We start from the raw sequence: 24182 nt of genomic DNA, 5'->3' as shown, positions 1-24182 counted from the left end.
AAATCAGTGAAATCATAACATAATCGGTGTAATCATAAAAAAACAAAAATGTCAAGAGATCTAAGATATACAAGAAATATAGGTATTGCCGCTCACATTGATGCTGGTAAAACTACCACTACCGAGCGTATCCTTTACTATGCTGGTGTAAGCCACAAAATTGGTGAGGTTCACGAAGGTGCCGCTACCATGGATTGGATGGCACAGGAGCAGGAACGTGGCATTACCATTACATCGGCTGCTACAACCGTTAACTGGAAATACAGGAACCACAACTATCATATGAACATCATTGATACCCCGGGTCACGTGGACTTTACCGTAGAGGTAAACCGTTCATTACGTGTACTTGACGGTTTGGTGTTCCTTTTCAGCGCGGTTGACGGTGTTGAGCCTCAATCTGAAACCAACTGGAGGCTTGCTAACAACTATAACGTTGCCCGTATCGGTTTCGTTAACAAGATGGACCGTTCTGGTGCCGATTTCTTGAACGTTGTTAAACAGGTTAAAAGCATGTTGGGCAGCAACGCTGTTCCGCTTCAGTTACCTATCGGTGCCGAAGAACACTTTAAAGGTGTTGTTGACCTGATTAACTGGAGAGGTATCGTTTGGAATGAGCATGATAAAGGTATGACCTTTACTGAAGTGCCTATTCCTGAGGATATGATTGAAGAAGCTACCGAGTGGAGAGAGAAATTGCTTGAATCAGTAGCTGAGTATGACGAAAGCCTGATGGAAAAATTCTTTGATGCTCCTGAAACTATCACTGAGCGTGAAGTGCTTGACGCTTTACGTAAAGCAGTTTTGGACGCTAAGATCGTTCCTATGGTTTGCGGTTCATCATTCAAAAACAAAGGTGTACAAACCATGCTTGATTATGTGATGGAATTATTGCCATCACCTATGGATGTTGAAGGTATCATTGGTACTAACCCTGATACTGGCGAAGAGATTTTACGTAAACCGGATGTTAAAGAGCCATTTGCAGCTTTAGCATTTAAAATTGCAACCGATCCTTTCGTAGGTCGTTTGTGCTTTATCCGTGTTTACTCAGGTAACCTTGAAGCCGGTTCATACGTTCACAACATGCGTTCAGATAACAAAGAACGTATTTCACGTATCTTCCAGATGCACGCTAACAAGCAAAACCCTATCCCTAACGTAGGTGCAGGTGATATTGCTGCGGTAGTAGGCTTTAAAGATATCAAAACAGGTGATACCCTTTGCGACGAGAAACACCCGATCATCCTTGAGTCAATGAACTTCCCTGAGCCGGTTATCGGTTTAGCGATTGAGCCTAAAACTCAGGCAGACGTTGATAAATTAGGTATGGCTTTAGGTAAATTAGCCGAAGAGGATCCAACCTTCCGTGTAAACTCTGACGAAGAAACCGGCCAGACCGTAATTTCAGGTATGGGCGAGCTTCACTTGGATATCATCATGGACCGCTTAAAACGTGAGTTTAAAGTTGAGGTTAACCAGGGTGCTCCACAAGTAGCTTACAAAGAGTCTATCACAGGTACTATCCAACACCGCGAAACATACAAGAAACAAACCGGTGGTCGTGGTAAATTTGCTGATATCCAGGTTATCCTTTCACCAAATGATGAAGGTAAAGAAGGCTTACAGTTTGTGAACGAGATCAGCGGTGGTTCAATCCCTCGTGAGTTTATCCCATCTGTACAAAAAGGCTTCGAAGCTTCAATGGTAAATGGTGTATTAGCCGGTTATCCGTTAACAAGCTTAAAAGTACGTTTAATTGATGGTTCATTCCACGCAGTCGATTCGGACGCGCTATCTTTCGAGTTAGCTGCTAAGATGGCTTACCGCGAGGCATTGCCAAAATGTAAACCTGTATTGCTTGAGCCGATCATGAAAATCGAGATCCTTACCCCTGAAGAAAACATGGGTGATGTTATCGGTGACATGAACCGTCGTCGTGGCCAGCTTTTAGGTATGGATTCACGTGCAGGTGCACAGGTTATTAAAGCAACTGTACCACTTTCAGAAATGTTTGGTTATGTAACCCAGTTACGTACCATTACTTCTGGCCGTGCTACTTCAACCATGGAGTTTGATCACTATGCTGAAGCACCACGCAACGTACAGGACGAAGTAGTAGCTAAAGCAAAAGGCAAAAAAGCTGCAGGTAATAACTAAAAAATCAGAGAATAGTTGATTGGTGATTAGAGAATAGTTGCCAATCAGCTTTTCAAAATAATAAACCGGCGGGTTATAATTAATAGCTCTTATAATCAGCCATAATAACAAACAAAAATGAGCCAAAGAATCAGGATCAAATTAAAATCTTACGATTACAACCTGGTAGATAAATCTGCTGAGAAAATCGTAAAAACAGTAAAGCCGACAGGCGCTGTAGTTAGCGGACCACTTCCGTTACCAACCGAAAAGAAAATCTTCACCGTATTACGTTCACCACACGTAAACAAAAAAGCACGTGAGCAATTCCAACTTTGCTCATACAAGCGCTTATTAGACATTTACAGCTCTAACTCAAAAACTGTAGATGCCCTGATGAAGCTTGAATTGCCAAGCGGTGTTGAGGTTGAGATCAAAGTTTGATAGACGACCGGCCCACTGAAAGGTGTGGGATCAAAAAATAAAAAGACCATTTGCGTAAGCCGATGGTCTTTTTTTATGGGTATATAATCGCCAGAACCGTCATTCCTGTAAGGGTACGAAGCAATTTTCACCAACCGTCATTGCGAGGTACGAAGCAATCCCCGACTTTACAGAGCAGCTAAGCAGATCCTCCCTGTACAGTTCGAGATTGCTTCGTACCTCGCAATGACGTCAGTTTTAACAATTATTTAGACACGCTGCTTAGGCGTTACCTGCGGCCCGGGCTGTACGCTCATACTGCGCAAGGCCTTAACCACATGGCCGGTATCCGCTTCCATCCCTAACGCAAAATTCGTCTGAATCAAAATTTTCAGAATTTAAGAATTAACAGAATTTCCTTGTTCGACATTTCTCAAAGTGCACTAAACTCAAGAAATCCTTAAATCAAGTGTATCAGGGTTCATAATCAACGGTTATCTTTGCCCCTATGCTGATATCCCCATCTACCCTACGCACATTCACCGAAGATATATTCAAAGCCATAGGCTGCAGCCATGAACATGCAGTATTAGCTGCCGATGTGCTGCTCAAGTCTGATCTGCGGGGTATCGACTCGCATGGCGTGGCCCGCCTGAGCGGCTATGTGCGCCTGTGGGAGAAGAAACGTATCAACCCCACACCCAATATCCGGATAGTACATGAAACGCCCACAACAGCCACAATAGACGGCGACGCAGGCCTCGGCCTCGTAGTTGCTCCCTTCGCAATGGAAGTAGCTATTAAAAAAGCCGAATTATATGGATCAGGATGGGTATCGGTACGTAATTCCAACCACTTTGGTATTGCAGGTTATCATGCACTAAAGGCTGTTGAAAAAGATATGATCGGCTTTGCCATGACTAATGCCAGTCCGTTGGTGGCACCAACTTTTTCCAGCGAGCGGCTATTGGGTACCAACCCTATGTGCTATGCCTTTCCGGCAGGTAAATACCCGCCGGTAATTGTTGATATGGCTACCTCCGCCGCCGCCAATGGCAAACTTGAAATAGCACAGCGTTTAGGCAAGCAAGTTCCTGAAGGCTGGATCCAGGATAAAGAAGGCAACTACACAACCGACCCGCATGCCCTAAAAACCGGAGGCTCCCTCCTGCCCCTTGGCAGTGATCGCGACCATGGTAGCCATAAAGGTTTTGGCTTGAGCGCTACGGTTGATATATTATCAGCAGTATTATCAGGTGCAAACTACGGCCCCTGGGTTCCGCCATTTGTAGCTTTTCTCGATCCGCCGAATGATCCGGTTGGTGCTGGTATAGGCCATTTTTTAGGGGCGATGCGGGTGGATGGCTTCCGCCCGGTTGATGAGTTTAAAGATCATTTAGATAATTGGGTAAGCCGGTTCAAATCATCAGCTACTGTTGATCCCACACAAAAAGTCGTTATCCCCGGCGAACCGGAACTGGAGGCAGAGGCCGATAGAATGGCTAATGGGATCCCGTTAGTTGATGCTGTTGTTGAAGATTTGAATAAACTGGCGGAGAGGTTTGAAATAGATAAACTATAAACTGCCGCGGGTTTAGCGTAGCGTAACCCGTGGGTGCCATCATGTAAGCTTTCAGCTTACACAACCCGCAGTTCAGCTGAAAGCTGAAACCATGGTAAACCACGGGCCGGAAGCCCGCGGCAGCATATACATTAAAGCACAAGGCCTGTTTTGCTTCGCAAAACAGGCCTTGTGCTAAAGTTCCCCATTTAGTGGGTTAGGGGCGTCGCCTAATGGATCACGTTAAACAACCTGCTCCAGCGGATCTTGTGAATGAAAGAGGAAGCGTTATCATCAACACTCATCCAAATGAACAATGCTTTACCCACAATATGATCTTCCGGAACAAAGCCCCAGAAACGTGAATCTTCCGAATTATGACGGTTATCACCCATCATAAAATAGTAGTTCATTTTAAAGGTATAGCTATCAGCTTTTTTGCCGTTGATCAGGATCTCGTTTCCGTTTACCTCCACTTTGTTGCCTTCGTATACCGCTATCGCGCGACCATAGATCGGGAATGTTAAACTATCCAGCTTTACTGTCCAGCCCTTTTTAGGCACAATGATCGGTCCGAAGTTATCCACATTCCATTTATAATCAGGGATGTTAGCCCCTATTTTGTAATTGGAGAAAATGGCAGGATAAACAGGGTTAAGCGGATCAGATGCCCCCCTTGCCGTTAACCTTGGGGTAACCGATTTAATATTTGAATATCCGCGTAAAGCCTTTGCCGATTCTTCGGTAGTATTGGTAATAAACTCGGTGTTATTTATTGACGAGATATCAGATAAATGCAAATCAGTTGCTATCTGCGGGTTAAGCTCATTCCCATCCGTTTTAACGTTATAAGTGATCTCACCGTTTGGCGGCGTAATAGCAGCCTTACTATTTATAAACACTTGGGCATTAACAACGCTCAGCGTATCGCCCGGGGTACCCTGGCAGCGTTTAATATAGTTTTCGCGTTTATCAACAGGCCTGAAATAAGGCGAATCGGCATCCATAGGATAATTAAATACCACCACATCACCTTTTTTAATATCGCTTAAACCTGGCAAGCGGTAATATGGCAGTTCAATACCATCCCAGTAAGCTTTGGTATTAATAAGCGGCATGGTATGATGTGCAAAAGGGAATGCAACGGGCGTCATGGGTAAACGTGCGCCGTAGTTAACCTTACTTACAAACAGGTAATCGCCAATAAGCAATGAGCTTTCCATCGAGGCACTGGGGATCACATAAGCTTCTATAAATAATGTACGGATCAACGTAGCAGCAATCACTGCGAAAATGATAGCATCAGCCCATTCGCGTGCCTGGGTTTTCTTAAGCGCAAGCTTATACTTCTGCCTAAACTCGGGACCTGCCGAGGGGCCAAAATATTTGGTAGTTTTATCATTACCCCATTTAGGGAAATAAATAAAAGGCAGGATCACTCCCTGTACATGTTCAACAAAAGTGAATTTGCCGTATGATTTCAAAAAATCAACTATCAGGCCCAGAGCTACCAAAAAGTTTAAGCCCGGAATCAATAACAAAATGAACCACCATGCCGGCCGGCCGGTTAACTTAATGATGATAAAAAAATTATAGAGCGGTACAACGCCTTCCCAACCTGGCCTACCTGCTTTTTCAAACAGTTTCCATAAACCGGCAAATGGTAATACTATAAAAAGAACAAATGCAATCAATAATCCTATTCCGTTCACTTCAGTGTTTTTATATTTTCAATTAATGTATACCCCTGAACAACCTGTTCCACCTTATTTTATCAAAGAAAGAGGCAGTACTGTCAATACTCATCCAGGTAAATAAAGCTTTACCTACTACGTGATCTTCGGGAACAAAGCCCCAAAAGCGCGAATCTTCCGAATTATGACGGTTATCGCCCATCATAAAATAGTAGTTAAGCTTAAAGGTATAAGTATCGGCTTTTTTTCCGTTAATCATGATATCCTTACCTACAACATTTACTTTATTGTTTTCGTACAGTTCAATAGCACGACCATAAACCGGGAAAGTTAGGCTATCCAATTTAACGGTCCATCCCTTTTTGGGGATAATGATAGGCCCGTAGTTGTCAACATTCCATTTTAAATCGGGAAAATTAGGGGTGATCTTATAACGTGGGTATTTGGCAGGATAAACCGGGTTCAGCGGATCGCTTGTACCTCTAAGTGTTACTGCCGGTACAACTGATTTTACGTTTGAATAGGTTTTCAAAGTAGCTGCCGATTCCTTTCCCATCATCATTTCGTAACGGTTACCAGTATTCCCCCTGATATCAATCTTGAGGTCATTTAAAATAGCGGGGTTAAATTCCTGTCCGTTAGTCTCAACAAAATAACCTTCTTTACCTCTTTCAGGATCAGGGGCAGCCTTGCCGTTGATATACACATGTGCATCAACTACACTCAAAGTGTCGCCGGGGGTGCCCTGGCAACGTTTGATGATATTTTCACGCTTATCTACAGGCCTGAAATAAGGCGAATCGGCCTCTATCGGCGCATTAAAAACCACGATATCGCCCTTTTTTATATCACTTAAACCCGGCAAACGGTAGTACGGCAATTTTACCCCACCCCAGTATGCCTGGGTGCCCCAGGGCGTAGTGTGGTGCATAAAAGGAAACGAAACGGGAGTTATCGGCATCCTTGCACCATAGTTAACTTTACTTACAAACAGGTAATCACCTATTAAAAGCGAATTTTCCATCGAGCCACTGGGAATCACGTAGGCCTCAATAAACAGCGTACGGATCAGGGTAGCGGCTATTACTGCAAATATGATAGCGTCGCCCCATTCACGAAGCGCGCCCTTTTTCTTTTTTACTTTACTTGTATCTTTCTTTTTCCAGAATTTCCAGTTCATATGATGTATCGAATGTGCAAATTTCAGATGTGCAAATGTGCAGATTTTTTAATGTTTATATTTTATGTATAAGATATATGTTACACGTTATATGTTACGCTCCTCAATAATAATTAAAAGATGCCAATCAAATCATTCGTCTACAAATTTTCCAATCATCTGCACATCTGAAATCTGCAAATCCGCATATCCTCTCTTATCTGCACATCTTCTAATTGATCCTCCTGAACACCTTGTCCCACCTGATCTTACACCATGACGGCGAATTGACATCCCAGCTCATCCAAACAAATACGGCCTTCCCTACAATATGATCTTCGGGCACAAATCCCCAAAACCTTGAATCTTCCGAGTTGTGACGATTATCGCCCATCATCCAGTAATAGTTCAGTTTAAAGGTATAACTATTGGTTTTGCTCCCGTTAATTATGATGTTATTGTCTTTAACCTGCACTTTGTTATTTTCATATACCTCAATGGCGCGGCGATAAAAAGGCATGGTCAAACTGTCGAGTTTAACCGTCCAACCCCTTTTAGGAATGATGATCGGCCCTAAATTATCTTCGTTCCATCTGAAGCGCGGATCATGTGGAAAAATCTCCGGATCGTATACTCCCCTTAACTTAATATCTGGCTTTACAGCTTTAATGTAGGGAAATGCCTTTAGCTTTTCAGCCGATTGAGCTGTTGTGTTTACCGTAAAGTCGACCTTGGTAAATTGCTGAAGATCCTCCAGGTGAAGATCATAGCGCGTATGCGGGCCAAATCCGCTTACCGAGCCATCCGTTCGTACCCGGTATTCCATTTCTGCATTTGGCGGCGCAGCCATCGGTTGGTTATTTATATACACCTGCCCGTACTCCAGTTTTATGGTATCGCCGGGAGTACCCTGGCATCGTTTGATATAATTTTCCTGCTTATCTACCGGGCGGTAAAATGGGGAATCAGCATCCATTGGGTAGTTAAACACCACAGCATCGCCTTTTTTAACTTCGCCAAAACCCGGCAGGCGATAATAGGGCAGCTTTATCCCATCCCAATAAGCTTTGGTACCCGTAAGGGGCAAGGTATGGTGTGCGAAGGGAAATGCAACGGGGGTCATGGGCAGGCGTGCGCCATAATTGATCTTACTTACAAATAAAAAATCGCCCACCATTAATGAGCTTTCCATTGATGATGAAGGGATGGTAAAAGCTTCGAGGAAAAGCCCGCGGATAACAGTTGCCGCAATTACAGCGAACAGAATGGCTTCCGTCCATTCCCGCACGGGTGATTTACCGAGGTCGCGATATTTTTCCCTGAAATCGTCACTCGCCGATGGACCAACATAGCGGGTACTTTTATCAAAGCCCCATTTTGGGATAAAAATGAAAGGCAGCAATACCGATACAGTGATCTGCCCGATTCCTACCTTACCGAACGATTTTATAAAATCAATGAGGATCCCGATGCTTATAATGAAGTTTATGCCCGGTATTAAAAGCAGTAAAAGCAACCACAGCGGCCTTTGGCTTAATTTGAGCATAATATAAAGGTGGTAAACCGGGATAAGTGCTTCCCAACCCGGACGACCGGCCTTTTCAAAAAGTTTCCAGTATCCGGCCAGTATTAAGATCAATAGCGGGCTTATCATGATATAAAACCCAATATAGCCCGCTATTGCCATTTATATTAAAGCTATTAGCTGTTAAAATCAAACATGGCCTCTACAGAGTAAAAACCTTTTTTATCGTGCAGCCACTCGGCAGCCAGCACCGCGCCCAAAGCAAAACCATTACGGTTATGTGCAGTGTGCTTAAATTCGATACTATCCACCTCCGAATCATAAATAACAGTATGCGTACCCGGCACGCTGTCTATCCGCAACGATTCTATGAGCAGTTGGTTCGGAGCCACATTAGCATCGTCATCGTTGTCATCGGTAGTTAATACATTAATCCATTCGTTTTTAGTATCGGTATTGTTAATGATACCTTCGGCAATAGTTATGGCTGTACCGCTTGGCGAATCCATTTTTTGAGTATGGTGGATCTCTTCAACCTGCACCTCATAATAAGGGTACCTGTTCATTACTTTAGCCAGCAGTTTATTAACATGGAAAAACACATTAACACCTACGCTAAAGTTTGAAGCCCATAATAGTGATTTATTCCCGTCAACGCACTGTTGCTTCACTTCCGGTAATTTCTCGTACCAGCCGGTAGTACCAACAACAATAGGCACATTGGCATTAAAGCACTGCTCAATATTTGACAACACCGATGCCGGCGTGGTAAATTCAATTACAACATCTGCTTTTTGCAGGTTTTCGGGAGTAAGGTCATGAAGGCTTTCATGATCAATGGTAAGTACAATTTCATGCTTGCGGCTAAGGGCTATCTTTTCGATGATCTTGCCCATTTTTCCGTAGCCAAGTAACGCTATCTTCATTTCAGGTATGCTGGTTTTCCTTATTAAAACGTAAATGTAACTTTTAAACCCGGAATATAAGCATTATTAGCCCCTTGTGCATACAACGGTTGATTAATTAGCCCCGGAGTTACTTTGAACGACAGGTTATTATCAACCGTGTACGAATGGATGAATTTGGCATCGATATAAGCATCAATAGCCTGGATACCCCATACAGCCAGGAAACCAAAAATACTTAAATCACGGTTACGCCTTGAATTTTCGCGCGCATCGCTCAGGTTAGCATCAGGTACATCTTTATACAGGAAATACTCGTTATAATAAGGATCGCCGGGATTAGGCGGGTTGCTTTGCCGGTACCTCGATAGTACCAGGTATTCATGATAATAATGCTGATTATAAATAATGGCCGACGTTAATAAGCCTAAACCACCGTAAATCAAGGGCACTTTCCACCACCTGTGGTTATACACCTGGCCCCAGCCCGGTATCATTAACGAATGTATTACTGCTTTATGGGGGATATGGGTACTATCCGGGTGATAGATCTTTTCTTTAGCAGGATCGATCTTTGGGGCAAATGACCCCGAGGAGGTTTTGACAGGTTGCTTTACTTTCAGCGTATCACTTTTTTTATTCTCCGTACTATCAACTATTTGAGCCTGCGCGGCAAAAACAAAAAAAGTGAATACACCTAAAAAAAACAGGAATTTATACATTTTTTAAATTAACAATTACCAATCAAGCATTTCAAGGATGCGGCCCAGATCATCTTCCGAAAGGAAAGGGATCTCAATAACACCGCTTCCGCGGTTGCCAACTTTTAGCTTTACCCTTGTACTAAATTTTGAAGCAAGATCATCCTGGATCTTTTGCAACTGATATGATACCGGTTCAGGCTGTTTGCCCTCTTTTTTTACCGGCGATTTTTGCATATCCCTTACCAGTTCCTCAACCTTACGAACGGATAAACCTTCCTTTATAATATGCTGATGTATAAATAATTGTTTTGCAGGGTCTGTTAAGGTTAAAATAGCTTTGGCATGCCCCATGGTAAGCTCGCCATCACGAATAGAGGCCTGGATAACCGGCGGCAGCCTTAACAGGCGCAGGTAATTGGTCACCGTCGAGCGGTTTTTACTCACCCTGTCGCCCAGTTCTTCCTGCTTCAGGTTACACTCCTCAATCATACGCTGAAAACTAAGGGCAACCTCAATAGCGTTCAGGTTTTCACGCTGAATGTTTTCAATGAGTGCCATTTCCAGCATTTGCTGATCATTGGCCGTACGCACATAGGCCGGGATCTGGGTTAACCCAGCCAGCTTTGATGCACGAAAACGGCGCTCGCCAGATATCAGCTGATATTTATGCGCACTTATTTTCCGGAGAGTTATTGGCTGAATTAAACCCTGCAGCTTGATCGACTCCGAAAGCTCTATTAGCGCCTGCTCGTCAAAATCGGTACGGGGCTGAAACGGGTTAACCTCAATTTCGGCCAGTTTTATTTCATTAACCGAACCAAGGTCATTAACCTCGGCCGGACTTGCAGTTTCCTTATTTCTGTTTTGGTATGGTTGTACGTTAGGCGTGTCGTTCAATAGCGCACTCAGTCCCTTGCCCAGGGCATTTCTCTTTTCACCACTCATTTACTATACTGTTGCTGTAGCTGTTGCCGATTCACCCTTAACCAGTCCGTTTTTTTCCAAAATTTCGCGGGCAAGGTTTAAATAATTAATTGCACCCTTACAGGTAGCATCATGCATAATTACCGATACGCCAAAGCTTGGCGCTTCGCTTAAACGGGTGTTACGCTGTATAATGGTATCAAAAACCATATCCTCAAAGTGGGTCTTAACCTCATCAACCACCTGGTTGCTCAGGCGTAAACGCACATCATACATGGTTAACAGGATACCTTCAATCTCCAGCTGCGGGTTCAGGCGCGATTGAACAATTTTAATGGTATTTAACAATTTACCCAAACCTTCTAACGCGAAATACTCACACTGTACCGGTACAATTACCGAGTCGGCAGCGGTTAAAGCGTTAATGGTGATCAAACCCAACGAAGGCGAACAATCGATAATAATAAAATCATATTCGTCACGCACCTTGTCAAATACCTGCTTCATTTTAAACTCGCGGCCGGTTAAATTGATCATTTCAATTTCGGCACCTACCAGGTCAATATGTGCAGGTAATAAATCAAGATTAGGGGTTTCAGTTTTTTGAATGGCCTCATGAGGGTCAACCTCATTGATGATACATTCATAAATACTGTTTTTTATATTGCGGGGATCAAAGCCAATGCCCGAGGTTGAATTAGCCTGCGGGTCGGCGTCAACCAACAAGGTTTTATAATCTAATACGGCTAAACTTGCTGCCAGATTTATAGATGATGTAGTTTTCCCTACGCCGCCTTTCTGGTTGGCTAAAGCAATTATTTTACTCATTCTATAGTTTAAAAAAATTTATAGTTCTGTGATTTATAACAACGTTAAATAGAAACAGAAATTTCTACTTTCGTAAAGTTTTTATCCGGTGATAAAGATACGGAATTAAATAATGTAGAATTCCACAGCTTTTGCCTATTTACAAACAAAATTGATCAATTAGTGAATTATCAGCTTAACAATTTGATGGATATTATTGCTTAAATCATATTTAATATTAAAGCACTCATTCACAAAAAATTAGCAGGCAAACCAGTGCCGATAATACTGATCTGATCAGTCAGCAACTTACCAATAATAAATGATAACCATAATATCGTCAACCAACAGGCCCGGAAGTTCAACACTTAAACTTGCCAACGTCTATCAGCAAAAACTGCGCGAAAAAGGTGTGGAAGCCGGCATTTTATCACTTGCCCAACTGCCGCCAAATGTTATTGAAACAGACCTTTATAAGAAACGCAGCCCAGAGTTTGAAGTTATCCAGCAGATAGTTACCAATACCGATAAATTCATATTCCTTATCCCCGAATATAACGGCAGCTTCCCTGGCGTACTCAAGGTTTTTATCGATGCCTGTAGTTTTCCTGAAAGCTTTTATGATAAAAAAGCGGCTTTGGTAGGCTTATCATCGGGTAAATACGGTAATATTCGCGGTGTTGACCATTTTACCGGCGTTTGTCACTACCTGCACCTGAACATCATGGCGCTTAAATTGCACATAGCAGCCATACACAAGGAGTTTGACGAAGAAGAAAACCTGTTTAAACCTGATACCATAAAATTTGTAGACGAGCAGATTGAAAAGATCATTAGGTTCTGATTTTTTGGATTGCACCGATTGTTTTTTGATTGAGCTTGTGGTCGGTGTTACCATTGTCTGAACTCGAATTAAACGAATTATTAGAATTTATTGAATTTGCCTATCATTCTGTTTATTCCTTAATTCGTTTAATTCCAGTTCAAACAAAAAACCTGATCTCTAACCTCTAATCCCGCCAATGGCGTTGCCTGCGGCCCGTGCTATCCGCTCATACTGCACAAGGCATTATCCGTTGGCTAACGGGTGGTATCCGCTACTATCACTAACGCGGCCCCCCGCACACCATCGCTGAAAAACATATATCGAGCCTGCGGTTAGTGAAATCAAAAAACAATCAGTGTAATCCCCCAAAACTATCTCATCAAAAACACCCAGCCCGAGATCCTTTTGGTGCCGATTTTAAGATCAATTACGTAGTAGTAAGTTCCGGTATCAAGGAAGGTTCCGTTGCGCGTGCCGTTCCAGGGGGTGTTATAGCCAATGCTTTTAAAAACAATTCCTCCTCCACGGTCATAAACAGTTAACTCACAACCAGTATAAGCATCAAGGTTGATGATATTCCATACATCGTTAACCCCATCGCCGTTTGGTGAAAACGCGGTTGGGATGGTTAATTTAGGGGCGCTTGTTATAAACTCGATATCATCAAGCAGCAGATCATTGCCAGGCCCGCCGGGTGCCCGGTTACTTATTTTTAAAACAAGGCTGCTTACGTTATCGGGCGTTTTAAAGATCAGGTTATACTTTTTCCAAACGGGGCCCGAAGTTGCGGGAATTGGCCCTGTACGCAATGTTTCAAGTACCTCCCCTGTTGTTGTTTCGATAGAAAAAAGAATATCCGGCTGCTGCACCGTTGGCCCAACAACGGTATTTTTGAGCAGGTTAAGGATATAAGCCGAAAATTCATAAGTTGTAGCCGGGCAAAGAGAGGGCACCATGCGGGTATAAAACGTACTTGGCTCATTTGATGCATTAATCATCATCATATAGCCGTTATTATTGCCCGTGTGATCGTGCTTTACATTATGCCAGGATTCTTCAGCACATCCCTCAGATGCATTAACAAGTGTATAAAAGCCATCGGCCGGGCAATACGGTGTATAAGCCATATTGGTAACGGCTGCCGGTAATGCAGGCCCATGTCCGGTACCCGAACCAAAATCTTCCGTAAACAGCCAATGACCCAACTTGCCGGTACAATCCATACTTTGCGCATAGGCATCCGTAAAAAACACAAACAATATCAACAGTAAAAAAATCGGGGAAAGACGCGCCTGCATGACCGGATCAACACTTAAAACCTTAAAGGTAAGTTGAAACGCCGCGTTTAAGGCAGCAGTCAACGGTCAGTTTTGTACCGATAAACTATAGGGCTAATAACGGAACAATAAAGCAGCGCAAATCAATGTACAATAAGTACCCAGCCTGATAATAACGGTGCACCGCTTTTCAGATCGATCACATAGTAATAAGTGCCCGATGGCAAGATATAACCTTTATAGGCACCATTCCAGGGTTTATCGTAACCTGTTGAGGTGTATACTTTTTGCCCGCTTCGGCTAAAAACATTCATTGTACTTTGCGGATAGGTTGATAAAGCGTCGATATTCCAATAATCGTTTAAACCGTCACCATTAGGCGAAAACGAGGTTGGGATGACAATTTTTTTATAAACCCGTACAAAAACAGAAACATTAACAAATCCACAGCCAATGCCCGATGATGCCTTTAGGGTATAGGTAATATCATCGGTAGGATTGGCAACGGGGTTCAGCTTGGTAGGATCGTCAAGCCCGTCGGCCGGGGTCCATAAATAAGTATCGGCATATTTTGCCTGCGCATCCAGCACTACCGATTGCCCCTCAAAGATCTTTTTTTGCGGACTTACACTTACCTCAGGTACAGGCATAACTGTCACGGTTACCGTTTGGGTAGCTGTACAACCCTCATTACTGGTTACAGTTACGGTATAAGTAGTGGTTTCGGCAGGCTTGGCAGCGGGACTTGCCGCGGTTGGATCGGATAACCCGGTAACCGGCAACCAGCTATAGCTTTTGGCATTGGGCGTAGTTTCATTGAGAATAGTGGCACTGCCCTTACAAATTGGAGCAGGGGTAATAACCGGTATCACAGGTTTTAAATTGACAATCCCCTTTACTTTATCCGATGGGGTTGAACATCCACCAGCCGAAACTACAGTAACCCGATAGTCACCTACTGCTGCAACAGTAGCATTATCAATAACTAAAGGATTTTGGGCTTTATTAGCAGCCGTAACTCCGGGACCAGTCCATTCATAGCTCACCGCCCCAGGTGCATTTGCTGTAAGCGTAAGCGCATCCCCTTCACATACCGGCGGGGCCGTAACAGAAGGTTTGTCCAGGTAAGCATTAACGGTTACAGTGCGCACATCTGAATAAACGCGGCAACTAGGCGAGTTTATATTATCCCCCGCGGCAGCAGCCATCCTATACAGGTAAGTGCCAACCGGTTTATTTGTACCAAATTGAAATGAGTAACTGAGGTTTGTTTCTCCGGCTATATTTACCCAGCTAATACCACCGTCGGTACTGCTTTGCCATTGCACTTTGGGATTGCTGTAACCATTATTCAGATCGGCTACAAGGTTATAGCTTTGAACCTGCCCTTTACAAGTGTTTTGCGGTTCGGTGTTGCCGGTTGTGGTAAATCCCACCTTGATAGTAGGCCCACAGGCCCTGAATTCTATATCATCAAGCAGCAGATCATTTCCATTGCCACCAGGACCATTATTTGAAATTTCCAATACAATTTGAGTAACACCGGCGCCTGTTGAAAATGGCATACTATATTTATTCCATTCGGGGCTGGCGGTAGGTTGTATGGTATTTGTATCATACTGTGCCAGGATTGTCCCGTCAGGCTTTTTTATCGTAAATAATAAATCGGGCTGCCTGATACTTGCATCGCTTGCTGAAAGCTTCATCAGGTTAAGCACATACGCCGAAAACTCATAAGTTGTATTCTCACAAAGATTAAGGTCCTTTGCTTCGGTAAAAAAAACACTCGGATCATATGACGCATTCACAAGCATCATGTAGCCGCCGGCATTTCCTGTATGATCATGAAGGACAGTATGCCAGGTGTCATGGCACGAAGTTTGGCTGCTTACTATTGAATAATACGTATCATTTGGGCAATCAGAAACATAGTTCATATTTGTAATGCCTGCAGCCAGTGGGGGGCCGGTATGATTAACTCCCGATCCAAAATCAAGCTTTACCACCGGGTCGCCATAACTTCCGTTACAAACAGCCGTCTGCCCTTTAACTTGCATACAAGTATTTGCAAACAATAGCAACAGAAATAATTTAATGGGATTGAAACGCATTAACCGGTTGAGAAATATAAACATCGAATTACCAAAAATATATTTTTTTGGCTACGCTGATGCATAAAAACCAGTTAAACCATGAATATATTACACACTGCAAAACAATCACTTATTCCAAACAATCCCCGCCTCTAAAAAGTTAACTATTAGTATATAACCCCCCGCCAAAATGAAAAACAAGCTCATTATATTTCCTTTTACTATCGGCATAATACTTTTAGCCTGCAAACACAAAAAGCCAGCTAATTATAATTATGCGGATACAGTTATCAATAAAAGTGACCAGGAAGTTAAGCTGCCCGCCCCTTATGAAACTAAAGCTGTAAAAAACTACTGCGAAGTAATTGGCTGGCACAATGGCAAAACCCCCGTTGCCCCGGCAGGCTTTACGGTGAGTCTTTATGCCGAAGGCCTGGATAACCCGCGTAATATTTACGTGGCATCAAATGGCGATATTTTTGTATCTGAAGCCAATACGGAAGTTACCGGTCTGAAAAAGATAGGTGCCAATATTATTGGTATAAGCAAATCGCAGCATTTGGGTAAAAGTGCCAATAAGATACTGTTATTCAAAGATACAAACGGAGACGGCCTCCCAGATTCAAAAACTGTTTTTTTGAGTGGATTGAACCAACCTTACGGGATGCTCATTGCAGGCGACTGGTTTTATGTAGCCAATACCGATGCGCTTTGGCGTTACCCTTACAAAATGGGCGAATTGAAAGTAACCGGCAAAGGCATTAAAATATTAGACTTACCCGCAGGCGGCTACAACAATCACTGGACCCGTAACCTGCGCCTAAGCGCCGATGGCAACAAAATCTACATTTCGGTAGGATCGGGCACAAACGTAGCCGAACATGGCATGGATGTGGAAAAACGTCGTGCCGATATATTAGAAATTAACCCCGATGGCAACGGTGAACGTATTTACGCTTCAGGCTTGCGCAACCCGGCCGGTATCGACATTCAACCGGGCACAGGCGTTTTATATGCAGCCGTAAATGAACGTGATGATCTCGGAGATAAACTTGTCCCTGATTACCTGACAAGTGTTAAAGAAGGTGGCTTTTACGGCTGGCCCTGGGCCTACTTCGGACAGCATGAAGACCCGGTGCTGAAACAAAAGAACCCGAACCCCGAAATGGTTAAAAAATCAATAGTGCCTGATATTGCCCTTGGTGCCCATACCGCATCATTAGGTTTAGCCTTTTACAACAGCACAAGCTTTCCGCAGGAGTATCATAACGGAGCCTTTATCGGCCAGCACGGTTCATGGAATAGTTCAAAACTGGTAGGCTATAAGGTTGTTTTTGTTCCATTCAGTAATAATAAGCCAACCGGCCAAACAAGAGATTTTTTAACCGGCTTTATTGCCGATAGCGCCAAACAAAAAGTTTATGGCCGCCCGGTTGGTGTGGCTGTGGCAAAGGATGGATCATTGTTGGTAGCAGATGACGCTGGGAATAAGATCTGGCGGGTAAAGCATTAAACGTCATGCAATCAAACTTGTAGCCGCCGCTCAACTACAGAATACAAAAAAAGCCATGTCATTGCGAGCGATAGCGTGGCAATCGCACGCTATACAGGGCGGCCGTGCTTACGTGCGATTGCTTCTTACCTGGCAATGACGTGGCTTTTTTAACGTTACCCCCTAAAATCATTCCCCCTTTAGAGGGTTAGGTGGCTTCTACTCCTTCTTATAATCCTTATGCACGATCAAAAAACTGGCACGTTCTTCTTTATGGAAGGGGATGTTCCAGTTGCCCTGGTAGGTGATTTTGGTAGGTAGCGGTTCGCCTTGAAAGTTATTGAGTTCGATGTTCATCTGCACATTAAAATCAAAGAACATGTTACTGAATTTCATATCAATATACCGGCCAAGGATCTGGAAAGTACGCTCGTCAAATATGGTGGTCATTTCCTTGATCATGGTATCGCTGTCGGATGTGCTGGGTTTGCATCTCACCTTAAAGCGATAAACGGGAATAGTATCGAGGTATTTACCGCGGGCAAATTCATAATAGTAATACTGGCGCATATCGTTGCCAAATATTTCTGTTTTGCTGCTGATGAAGGGAATCCCGTTCACCTTACGGCCCGGCGTAAAGATCAGCGTTTTGAGCTTGCTTTTGTACGATTCATTTTTACCTCCCGAACCTGGCAGCGCATCGCCTTTGGTAAAATCAGAGTTATAGGCGTTCATGAAAATAAAATCAAACATCTCAACAGTGTACAACTGATACTTGCCGTTCTTTTTGTAAACGCTGCCACTATCCTTTTTGGCTATGTATTCAATTTTATGTTTTCCGGCCGCATTGCTGTGGAGTATTTTACGGTAGATGCGTCCGTTTACCTTATTCTTGTTATCATAAGTAAAAATGCGGTTTTCGGCAGTAAAGCCGAAGCTTTTCATATTCTGAAAAGCTTTGTAAAAACCGGTATCGGCCAATACGGCATCAATAAAATCCTGTGCGTTGAGCTTGTGCGAGCGGATATCAACCAGCGAATCTATCACAATAGTACGGATGGTATCCGGGTTAAAGCGGTTGATCTGCTGGGCTTTTGCAAGCAGGCCGGTGGTAGTAAGGATAAGGATCAGGAGTAGTTTTTTCATAGTAAAATTAGGTGAAAGGTTAAAGGCGAAAGGTTAAAGGTAGCTGCACCTTTTGCCTTTCGCCTTTTACCTTTTGCCTCAAAAATTAATTCCCTAACTGTTTCACCGCCAAATAAGCCATCAAACCGGTACTTACCTTAAATGCATCTTCCTCCACATCAAAAGTTGGTGTGTGTACCGACGAGGTAATTCCACGGGCTTCGTTACGGGTGCCGAGACGGTAGAAACAGCTGCTGGCGGCCTGCGAGTAATAAGCAAAATCTTCGGCTGCCATCCAGATATCAAGGTCGAGAACATTTTCTTTACCTAAATAATCTTCGGCGTGCCCACGGGTGGCGCGGGTTAATTTCTCTTCGTTAATAAGGAAGGGATAACCACGCATGATGTTGAAATCGCAGCTTCCGCCCATGCTTTCGGCAATGCCCTCTGCCATTTTTTTCATGCGTTTGTGGGCCTCCCCGCGCCAGTTTTCGTCCATCGTGCGGAAAGTGCCTTCCAGATACACCTCATTAGGGATCACGTTGGTAGCACCGTTGGCAATCACTTTGCCAAACGACAGTACTGATGGACTTTTAGGATCGGCAAAACGGCTTACTACCTGCTGCAGGGCTGTTAATATATGAGCGGTAATAATTACCGGGTCGATATTTTGCTGTGGCTGCGCACCGTGGCCGCCTTTACCTTTAACGGTAACATAAAGCTCGTCAGTTGAGGCCATGTATTTACCTGCACGGAAACCTACTTTACCGGCATCGATCAAAGGCATCACATGCTGGCCCAAAACGGCAGCAGGTTTGGGGTTTTCCAAAACACCTTCTTTGATCATGAGGCTTGCACCGCCAGGCAGCTTTTCCTCTGCCGGCTGAAAGATCAGTTTTACAGTACCCGCAAACTGGCTTTTCAGCTCGGTTAATATTTTGGCTGTACCTAATAATGATGAAGTGTGCGCATCATGACCGCAGGCATGCATCACCCCCGGGTTTTGTGATTTGTACGGAACATCATTAGCTTCCAGTATCGGCAGGGCATCCATATCGGCACGCAATGCAACTACGTTGTTTGCATCTGATGGCTTTTCACCTTTGATAAGGGCTACCAAACCTGTATCGGCCATTTTATGGTACTCCAGACCCAGCTCTTCAAGCTTGTTAGCTACAAACACCGAGGTTTGCAGTTCATGAAATGAAAGCTCGGGATTGGCATGCAGGTGACGGCGATTGGCCACTACCTCGTTGAATATTTTTGCGGATAATTCCTGTATTTGCTCTTTAATCATTATTAGGATCCGTTTTAGGGAGATTTATTTTTTCGGAAATTATGAATATGCTCGAAAATGACGAACGCAGTTCCTGTACCAGTTTTTCGGCTTCGAGCCGGGTACGGAAGTCGCCTGCTTTAACTTTAAAATTAGGCTCGCGGTAACTGATATAGGTACGTAGTTCCGGGTATTGTTGCTGTAAGCGGTTTTGTGCGTTGTAGGCATCCTTGCGGTTTGAGCCGCTGAAAAACTGTACCCGGTAACCGTATGATGAATAACCGGCTGCATCGGTGCCGGTTGCACCACTCAGTGAAAACCTTTTGGCTATCAGACTATCCACCAATGGATCTTTTATTACCTCAACTTTGCCACGGGTTTGGGCAAAGGTTTGGGTTGATGCAAGCAGCAATAAAACAAAAAAGCAGTATCTGATGATGGCTGGTTTAGCTTGATGATCAAATACTGCTTTTTTCATTTGGTAAATTCTCTTTTAAACAGTCATGCCGAACGGAACAAACTAACATCGTAAAAAAAACAGCCTTTGTCATCCTGAGCGATAGCGAAGGATCTTCTTCGATAAGCCGAGGCGCTGTACAGGGCGAAGAAGATGCTTCGTACCTCAGCATGACAAAACTTTTTAATTGTCGTTAGCAGAACGAAGCAATCTCCTGAAACCGGCAGGTTGACCTACCAATTGGGGATTGCTTCGTACCTCGCAATGACGTGGTTGTTGCAGCCCGCTTTCGCGGGCCTTATTTTAATTCTGCCCTACGCCGTGGCAGTTTTTGTATTTTTTACCGCTACCGCAAGGGCAAGGGTCGTTACGGCCTATTTTAGGATCAACCCTTATTGGGGTGATCTTTTGCGGCTCCTGAGGGAAATCGTCCATAGGTACGCCATTGCTTTCGCTAACTACTTCGGCCTTGGTGGTTTTCATTTTGCGCAGGTCAAGCTTTGGTTCGGGCTTTGCTTCCCTTACCTCTTCGGCCTGTTGCTGAACCGGGATGCCACCGCGGAACAGGAAGCTTACGATTTCCTTGTTCACATTAGCTAACATACCCCTAAACAGTTCAAACGCTTCAAACTTATAAACCAATAACGGATCCTTTTGTTCGTAAACCGCGTTTTGTACCGATTGTTTTAACTCGTCCATTTCGCGCAGGTGCTCTTTCCAGGCATCATCTATCAGGTATAGGGTAACGTTTTTCTCGAAAGATTTGAATACCTCATGACCGTGATTTTCAACCGCTTTTTTAAGCGGAACAGCTACCTGGATGCCGTGAATACCATCGCTGAAAGGAACAACAATGTTTTCAACGTACTGACCGCGGGTTTCATAAACGTCTTTAATAACCGGAAAAGCCTGTTGTGCTACTGCTTCCTGTTTACGTTTATAAAATTCCATTACCGTTTGGAAGGTCAGATCGGTTAATGCCGGAATTGCTTTTGCAGTAAATTCATCAGCGCTAAGCTCAATGTCAACCGAGAATAAACGGATCACTTCTAAGGTAAAACCTTCGTAGTTGGCGCTTTCTTTATACTCGGTAACGATATCCTCAACCACATCAAAAATGGTATTGCTCAGGTCAACATCCAAACGCTCGCCAAACAGGGCATTTTTACGTTTAGTATAAATCACCGTACGCTGTGAGTTCATCACGTCGTCATACTCCAGCAAGCGTTTACGGATGCCGAAGTTGTTTTCTTCTACTTTCTTTTGTGCACGCTCTATTGATTTGGAGATCATAGAGTGCTGGATCACTTCGCCTTCTTCAATACCCATACGTACCATCAGGCTTGAAATCCGCTCTGATCCGAATAAACGCATCAGGTTATCCTCTAACGATACGAAGAACTGTGAAGAACCCGGGTCTCCCTGACGACCGGAACGACCGCGTAACTGCCTGTCAACACGGCGCGACTCATGGCGCTCGGTACCCACAATGGCTAAACCGCCGGCATCTTTAACACCGGGGCCTAATTTAATATCCGTACCACGGCCAGCCATGTTGGTAGCAATGGTCACTGTGCCTGCTTTACCTGCTTCGGCCACAATATCGGCTTCTTTCTGGTGCATTTTGGCGTTCAGTACGTTATGCTTGATGCCGCGCAACTTAAGCATACGGCTTAGTAATTCAGAGATATCAACAGATGTTGTACCCACCAGTACCGGCCTGCCGGCTTCTGTAAGTTTTACGATCTCTTCGGCTACTGCATTGTATTTTTCACGTACGGTGCGGTAAACCAGATCCTGCATGTCTGAACGGCTTGCCGGGGTGTTTGTCGGGATCTCAACCACATCCAGCTTGTAGATCTCCCAGAACTCACCCGCTTCAGTAACAGCAGTACCGGTCATGCCGCAAAGCTTGTGGTACATCCTGAAATAATTTTGCAAGGTAATGGTTGCAAAAGTTTGGGTAGCATCCTCAACTTTTACGTTTTCTTTAGCCTCAATAGCCTGGTGTAAGCCATCAGAATAACGGCGGCCATCCAATACACGACCGGTTTGCTCATCAACTATCTTTACTTTACCTTCGTCAAGGATGTATTCTGTATCTTTTTCAAACAGCGTATAAGCTTTCAATAACTGGTTAACCGAGTGGATACGTTCCGATTTGATGGAGAAATCGCGCATCAGCTCATCCTTACGGGCAATCTTTTCTTCGGTTCCCAGGTTTGATTTTTCAATCTCAGCAATTTCGGTACCTACATCAGGCATCACAAAAAAGTGAGGATCTTCGCCGGAAGCAGTAATCAGCTCAATACCTTTTTCAGAAAGCTCAACGGAATTGTTTTTCTCATCAATAACGAAGAAAAGTTCAGAATCAACCTTTGGCATTTCTTTGCCCTGGTCCTGCATGTAATGGTTTTCCACTTTTTGCAGTACAGTACGGTTACCGCCTTCGCTCAGGAATTTGATCAGCGCTTTGCTTTTTGGCAAACCACGAAAAGCACGTAATAAAGCCAGGCCACCACCATCAACATCTGTATTCCCATCGTTAATAGCTTTTTTGGCTTCGTTTAATACGCTGTTAACATAGTTTTTTTGCGCATTAACCAAACGCTCAATGCGTGGTTTCAACTCGTAAAACTCATGCTCATCTCCGCGTGGAATAGGACCTGATATAATTAAAGGTGTACGGGCGTCGTCAATTAAAACGGAGTCAACCTCATCCACCATGGCATAATGCAGTTTGCGTTGTACCAACTCTTCGGGGCTGCGTGTCATATTGTCACGCAGGTAATCAAAACCAAATTCGTTGTTAGTACCAAAAGTAATATCGGCCAGATAAGCGGCACGGCGCTGCTCAGAGTTTGGCTCATGTTTGTCGATACAATCAACTGATAAACCATGGAACTCATATAGCGGACCCATCCACTCACTATCCCTGCGTGCCAGGTAATCATTCACTGTTACGATGTGAACACCTTGTCCGGCTAATGCATTCAGGTATGCAGGCAGCGTGGCTACCAGCGTTTTACCTTCACCTGTGGCCATTTCTGATATCTTACCCTGGTGCAGTACGGTACCGCCAATCAGCTGTACATCATAATGAACCATATTCCAGGTAACTTCATTACCGGCTGCTATCCAGGTGCTGCTATGAAAAGCTTTATCGCCTTTAATAGTAACGTTGGGTTTGCGGGCCGCAAGCTCACGGTCAAACTCAGTAGCAGTAACTTCTATTGATTTATTGGCCGACAGGCGGCTTGCAGTTTCTTTTACAACACCAAATGCTTCCGGCAATATATTCATCAATATATCTTCAAGCTCTTTGTTGCGGTCTTTCTCAAGCTTATCAAGCTGAGTATAAAGCTCAACCTTTTCAGCTACATCCATATCAAGTTCGTTTTCTGTACGATCTTTAATGGCTTGTATTTCACTGTCGATGCCTGAAAGGCCTTCGGCAATGGTTTCTTTAAAATATATGGTCTTAGCCCTAAGCTCATCATTACTCAGGGAGCCAAGTTTTGCATATTCAGCCTTAATTTTCTCAACTATAGGCTGTATACTTTTTACATCCCGTTCTGATTTGCTTCCGAAAAGCTTACTGATAAAATCTAACATATTATTTTATTATGATACAACCCGGTTCAACAATTGCGCCATAGCGACCGATAGAGCCAAATTGACAGGCAAATGTAAGGTTTTGCGCCGAATGGCGAAAGGATAAAGGCTTAAAGCGCTGTGCGGGGTGTAAGATTGACATTGTGGTGTTTGTATTTGTTATCGAATTGTCTAAACTCG

Annotated in this window: 18 protein-coding genes; 5 read left to right on the top strand and 13 right to left on the bottom strand. The window is 43.9% G+C overall.

The window, feature by feature from the left end; all coding sequences use genetic code 11:
- The first annotated feature begins 48 nt into the window (after positions 1-48).
- From fusA to AC1DUD_RS02680, 3 genes are all read left to right on the top strand, one after another.
- Positions 49-2160: an elongation factor G gene (gene fusA / locus AC1DUD_RS02690; protein WP_330862784.1), complete on the top strand. Its 2112-nt coding sequence runs from the start codon at positions 49-51 to the stop codon at positions 2158-2160.
- Positions 2161-2277: 117 nt separating this feature from the next.
- Positions 2278-2583: a 30S ribosomal protein S10 gene (rpsJ, locus tag AC1DUD_RS02685; protein WP_022830652.1), complete on the top strand. Its 306-nt coding sequence runs from the start codon at positions 2278-2280 to the stop codon at positions 2581-2583.
- A gap of 487 nt (positions 2584-3070) precedes the next feature.
- Positions 3071-4144 (top strand): Ldh family oxidoreductase, encoded by a 1074-nt coding sequence (locus AC1DUD_RS02680; protein ID WP_477371282.1) that lies wholly within the window; start codon positions 3071-3073, stop codon positions 4142-4144.
- 209 nt (positions 4145-4353) lie between these two features.
- On the opposite strand, the gene lepB (AC1DUD_RS02675) is transcribed toward AC1DUD_RS02680, so the two are convergent.
- The 7 genes from lepB (AC1DUD_RS02675) to AC1DUD_RS02645 form a co-directional block, all read right to left on the bottom strand.
- On the bottom strand, positions 4354-5835 hold the full coding sequence (gene lepB / locus AC1DUD_RS02675; protein WP_477371278.1) for a signal peptidase I: 1482 nt from the start codon (positions 5833-5835) through the stop codon (positions 4354-4356).
- 22 nt (positions 5836-5857) lie between these two features.
- Positions 5858-6997, bottom strand: coding sequence for a signal peptidase I (lepB, locus tag AC1DUD_RS02670; protein ID WP_477371275.1), 1140 nt, complete (start codon positions 6995-6997; stop codon positions 5858-5860).
- A 211-nt stretch (positions 6998-7208) separates the two neighbouring features.
- Entirely contained in the window at positions 7209-8663 is a 1455-nt protein-coding gene (lepB, locus tag AC1DUD_RS02665; protein ID WP_477371272.1) for a signal peptidase I, read from the bottom strand.
- A 14-nt stretch (positions 8664-8677) separates the two neighbouring features.
- Positions 8678-9427, bottom strand: coding sequence for a 4-hydroxy-tetrahydrodipicolinate reductase (dapB, locus tag AC1DUD_RS02660; RefSeq protein WP_477371269.1), 750 nt, complete (start codon positions 9425-9427; stop codon positions 8678-8680).
- Between the two features lie 23 nt (positions 9428-9450).
- Entirely contained in the window at positions 9451-10128 is a 678-nt protein-coding gene (locus AC1DUD_RS02655; RefSeq protein WP_477371266.1) for a DUF5683 domain-containing protein, read from the bottom strand.
- 15 nt (positions 10129-10143) lie between these two features.
- Positions 10144-11055 (bottom strand): ParB/RepB/Spo0J family partition protein, encoded by a 912-nt coding sequence (locus tag AC1DUD_RS02650; protein WP_477371263.1) that lies wholly within the window; start codon positions 11053-11055, stop codon positions 10144-10146.
- 3 nt (positions 11056-11058) lie between these two features.
- Positions 11059-11862 carry a ParA family protein gene (locus tag AC1DUD_RS02645; protein WP_121231926.1) on the bottom strand — a complete coding sequence of 268 codons (804 nt, stop codon included), beginning with the start codon at positions 11860-11862 and terminating at the stop codon, positions 11059-11061.
- A 301-nt stretch (positions 11863-12163) separates the two neighbouring features.
- Here AC1DUD_RS02645 and AC1DUD_RS02640 point away from each other — a divergent pair, with 301 nt between their 5' ends.
- Positions 12164-12685 carry an NADPH-dependent FMN reductase gene (locus tag AC1DUD_RS02640; RefSeq protein ID WP_477371258.1) on the top strand — a complete coding sequence of 174 codons (522 nt, stop codon included), beginning with the start codon at positions 12164-12166 and terminating at the stop codon, positions 12683-12685.
- Positions 12686-13038: 353 nt separating this feature from the next.
- Here the strand turns inward: AC1DUD_RS02640 and AC1DUD_RS02635 are convergent, their stop codons facing one another.
- Together AC1DUD_RS02635 and AC1DUD_RS02630 are read right to left on the bottom strand one after the other, a co-directional pair.
- A complete protein-coding gene (locus AC1DUD_RS02635) occupies positions 13039-14028 on the bottom strand; it encodes a gliding motility-associated C-terminal domain-containing protein (protein WP_477371255.1) in 990 nt (329 codons plus the stop codon).
- A 59-nt stretch (positions 14029-14087) separates the two neighbouring features.
- On the bottom strand, positions 14088-16001 hold the full coding sequence (locus AC1DUD_RS02630; protein ID WP_477371252.1) for a gliding motility-associated C-terminal domain-containing protein: 1914 nt from the start codon (positions 15999-16001) through the stop codon (positions 14088-14090).
- Between the two features lie 226 nt (positions 16002-16227).
- Between AC1DUD_RS02630 and AC1DUD_RS02625 the strand changes: the two genes are divergently transcribed.
- Positions 16228-17550 carry a PQQ-dependent sugar dehydrogenase gene (locus AC1DUD_RS02625; protein ID WP_477371249.1) on the top strand — a complete coding sequence of 441 codons (1323 nt, stop codon included), beginning with the start codon at positions 16228-16230 and terminating at the stop codon, positions 17548-17550.
- A 198-nt stretch (positions 17551-17748) separates the two neighbouring features.
- On the opposite strand, the gene AC1DUD_RS02620 is transcribed toward AC1DUD_RS02625, so the two are convergent.
- The 4 genes from AC1DUD_RS02620 to secA form a co-directional block, all read right to left on the bottom strand.
- A complete protein-coding gene (locus AC1DUD_RS02620; protein ID WP_477371246.1) occupies positions 17749-18675 on the bottom strand; it encodes a hypothetical protein in 927 nt (308 codons plus the stop codon).
- A gap of 85 nt (positions 18676-18760) precedes the next feature.
- A complete protein-coding gene (locus tag AC1DUD_RS02615) occupies positions 18761-19951 on the bottom strand; it encodes a M20 metallopeptidase family protein (RefSeq protein WP_477371243.1) in 1191 nt (396 codons plus the stop codon).
- Positions 19944-20408 carry an SPOR domain-containing protein gene (locus tag AC1DUD_RS02610; protein ID WP_477371240.1) on the bottom strand — a complete coding sequence of 155 codons (465 nt, stop codon included), beginning with the start codon at positions 20406-20408 and terminating at the stop codon, positions 19944-19946. The genes AC1DUD_RS02615 and AC1DUD_RS02610 overlap by 8 nt, the downstream gene beginning before the upstream one ends.
- A 282-nt stretch (positions 20409-20690) precedes the next feature.
- Positions 20691-24002, bottom strand: a complete 3312-nt coding sequence (gene secA / locus AC1DUD_RS02605; RefSeq protein ID WP_477371237.1) for a preprotein translocase subunit SecA — start codon at positions 24000-24002, stop codon at positions 20691-20693.
- Positions 24003-24182: the final 180 nt, after the last annotated feature.

It is taken from the genome of Mucilaginibacter sp. P4_A11 (genome assembly GCF_056402535.1).
This window is presented reverse-complemented; position numbering and strand designations above follow the sequence as displayed.

Coding starts and splice junctions, on each gene's coding strand:
- fusA (WP_330862784.1), top strand. CDS start 49: ATGTCAAGAGATCTAAGATATACAAGAAATATAGGTATTGCCGCTCAC.
- rpsJ (WP_022830652.1), top strand. CDS start 2,278: ATGAGCCAAAGAATCAGGATCAAATTAAAATCTTACGATTACAACCTG.
- AC1DUD_RS02680 (WP_477371282.1), top strand. CDS start 3,071: ATGCTGATATCCCCATCTACCCTACGCACATTCACCGAAGATATATTC.
- lepB (WP_477371275.1), bottom strand. CDS start 6,997: ATGAACTGGAAATTCTGGAAAAAGAAAGATACAAGTAAAGTAAAAAAG.
- lepB (WP_477371272.1), bottom strand. CDS start 8,663: ATGGCAATAGCGGGCTATATTGGGTTTTATATCATGATAAGCCCGCTA.
- dapB (WP_477371269.1), bottom strand. CDS start 9,427: ATGAAGATAGCGTTACTTGGCTACGGAAAAATGGGCAAGATCATCGAA.
- AC1DUD_RS02655 (WP_477371266.1), bottom strand. CDS start 10,128: ATGTATAAATTCCTGTTTTTTTTAGGTGTATTCACTTTTTTTGTTTTT.
- AC1DUD_RS02650 (WP_477371263.1), bottom strand. CDS start 11,055: ATGAGTGGTGAAAAGAGAAATGCCCTGGGCAAGGGACTGAGTGCGCTA.
- AC1DUD_RS02645 (WP_121231926.1), bottom strand. CDS start 11,862: ATGAGTAAAATAATTGCTTTAGCCAACCAGAAAGGCGGCGTAGGGAAA.
- AC1DUD_RS02640 (WP_477371258.1), top strand. CDS start 12,164: ATGATAACCATAATATCGTCAACCAACAGGCCCGGAAGTTCAACACTT.
- AC1DUD_RS02630 (WP_477371252.1), bottom strand. CDS start 16,001: ATGCAAGTTAAAGGGCAGACGGCTGTTTGTAACGGAAGTTATGGCGAC.
- AC1DUD_RS02625 (WP_477371249.1), top strand. CDS start 16,228: ATGAAAAACAAGCTCATTATATTTCCTTTTACTATCGGCATAATACTT.
- AC1DUD_RS02620 (WP_477371246.1), bottom strand. CDS start 18,675: ATGAAAAAACTACTCCTGATCCTTATCCTTACTACCACCGGCCTGCTT.
- AC1DUD_RS02615 (WP_477371243.1), bottom strand. CDS start 19,951: ATGATTAAAGAGCAAATACAGGAATTATCCGCAAAAATATTCAACGAG.
- AC1DUD_RS02610 (WP_477371240.1), bottom strand. CDS start 20,408: ATGAAAAAAGCAGTATTTGATCATCAAGCTAAACCAGCCATCATCAGA.
- secA (WP_477371237.1), bottom strand. CDS start 24,002: ATGTTAGATTTTATCAGTAAGCTTTTCGGAAGCAAATCAGAACGGGAT.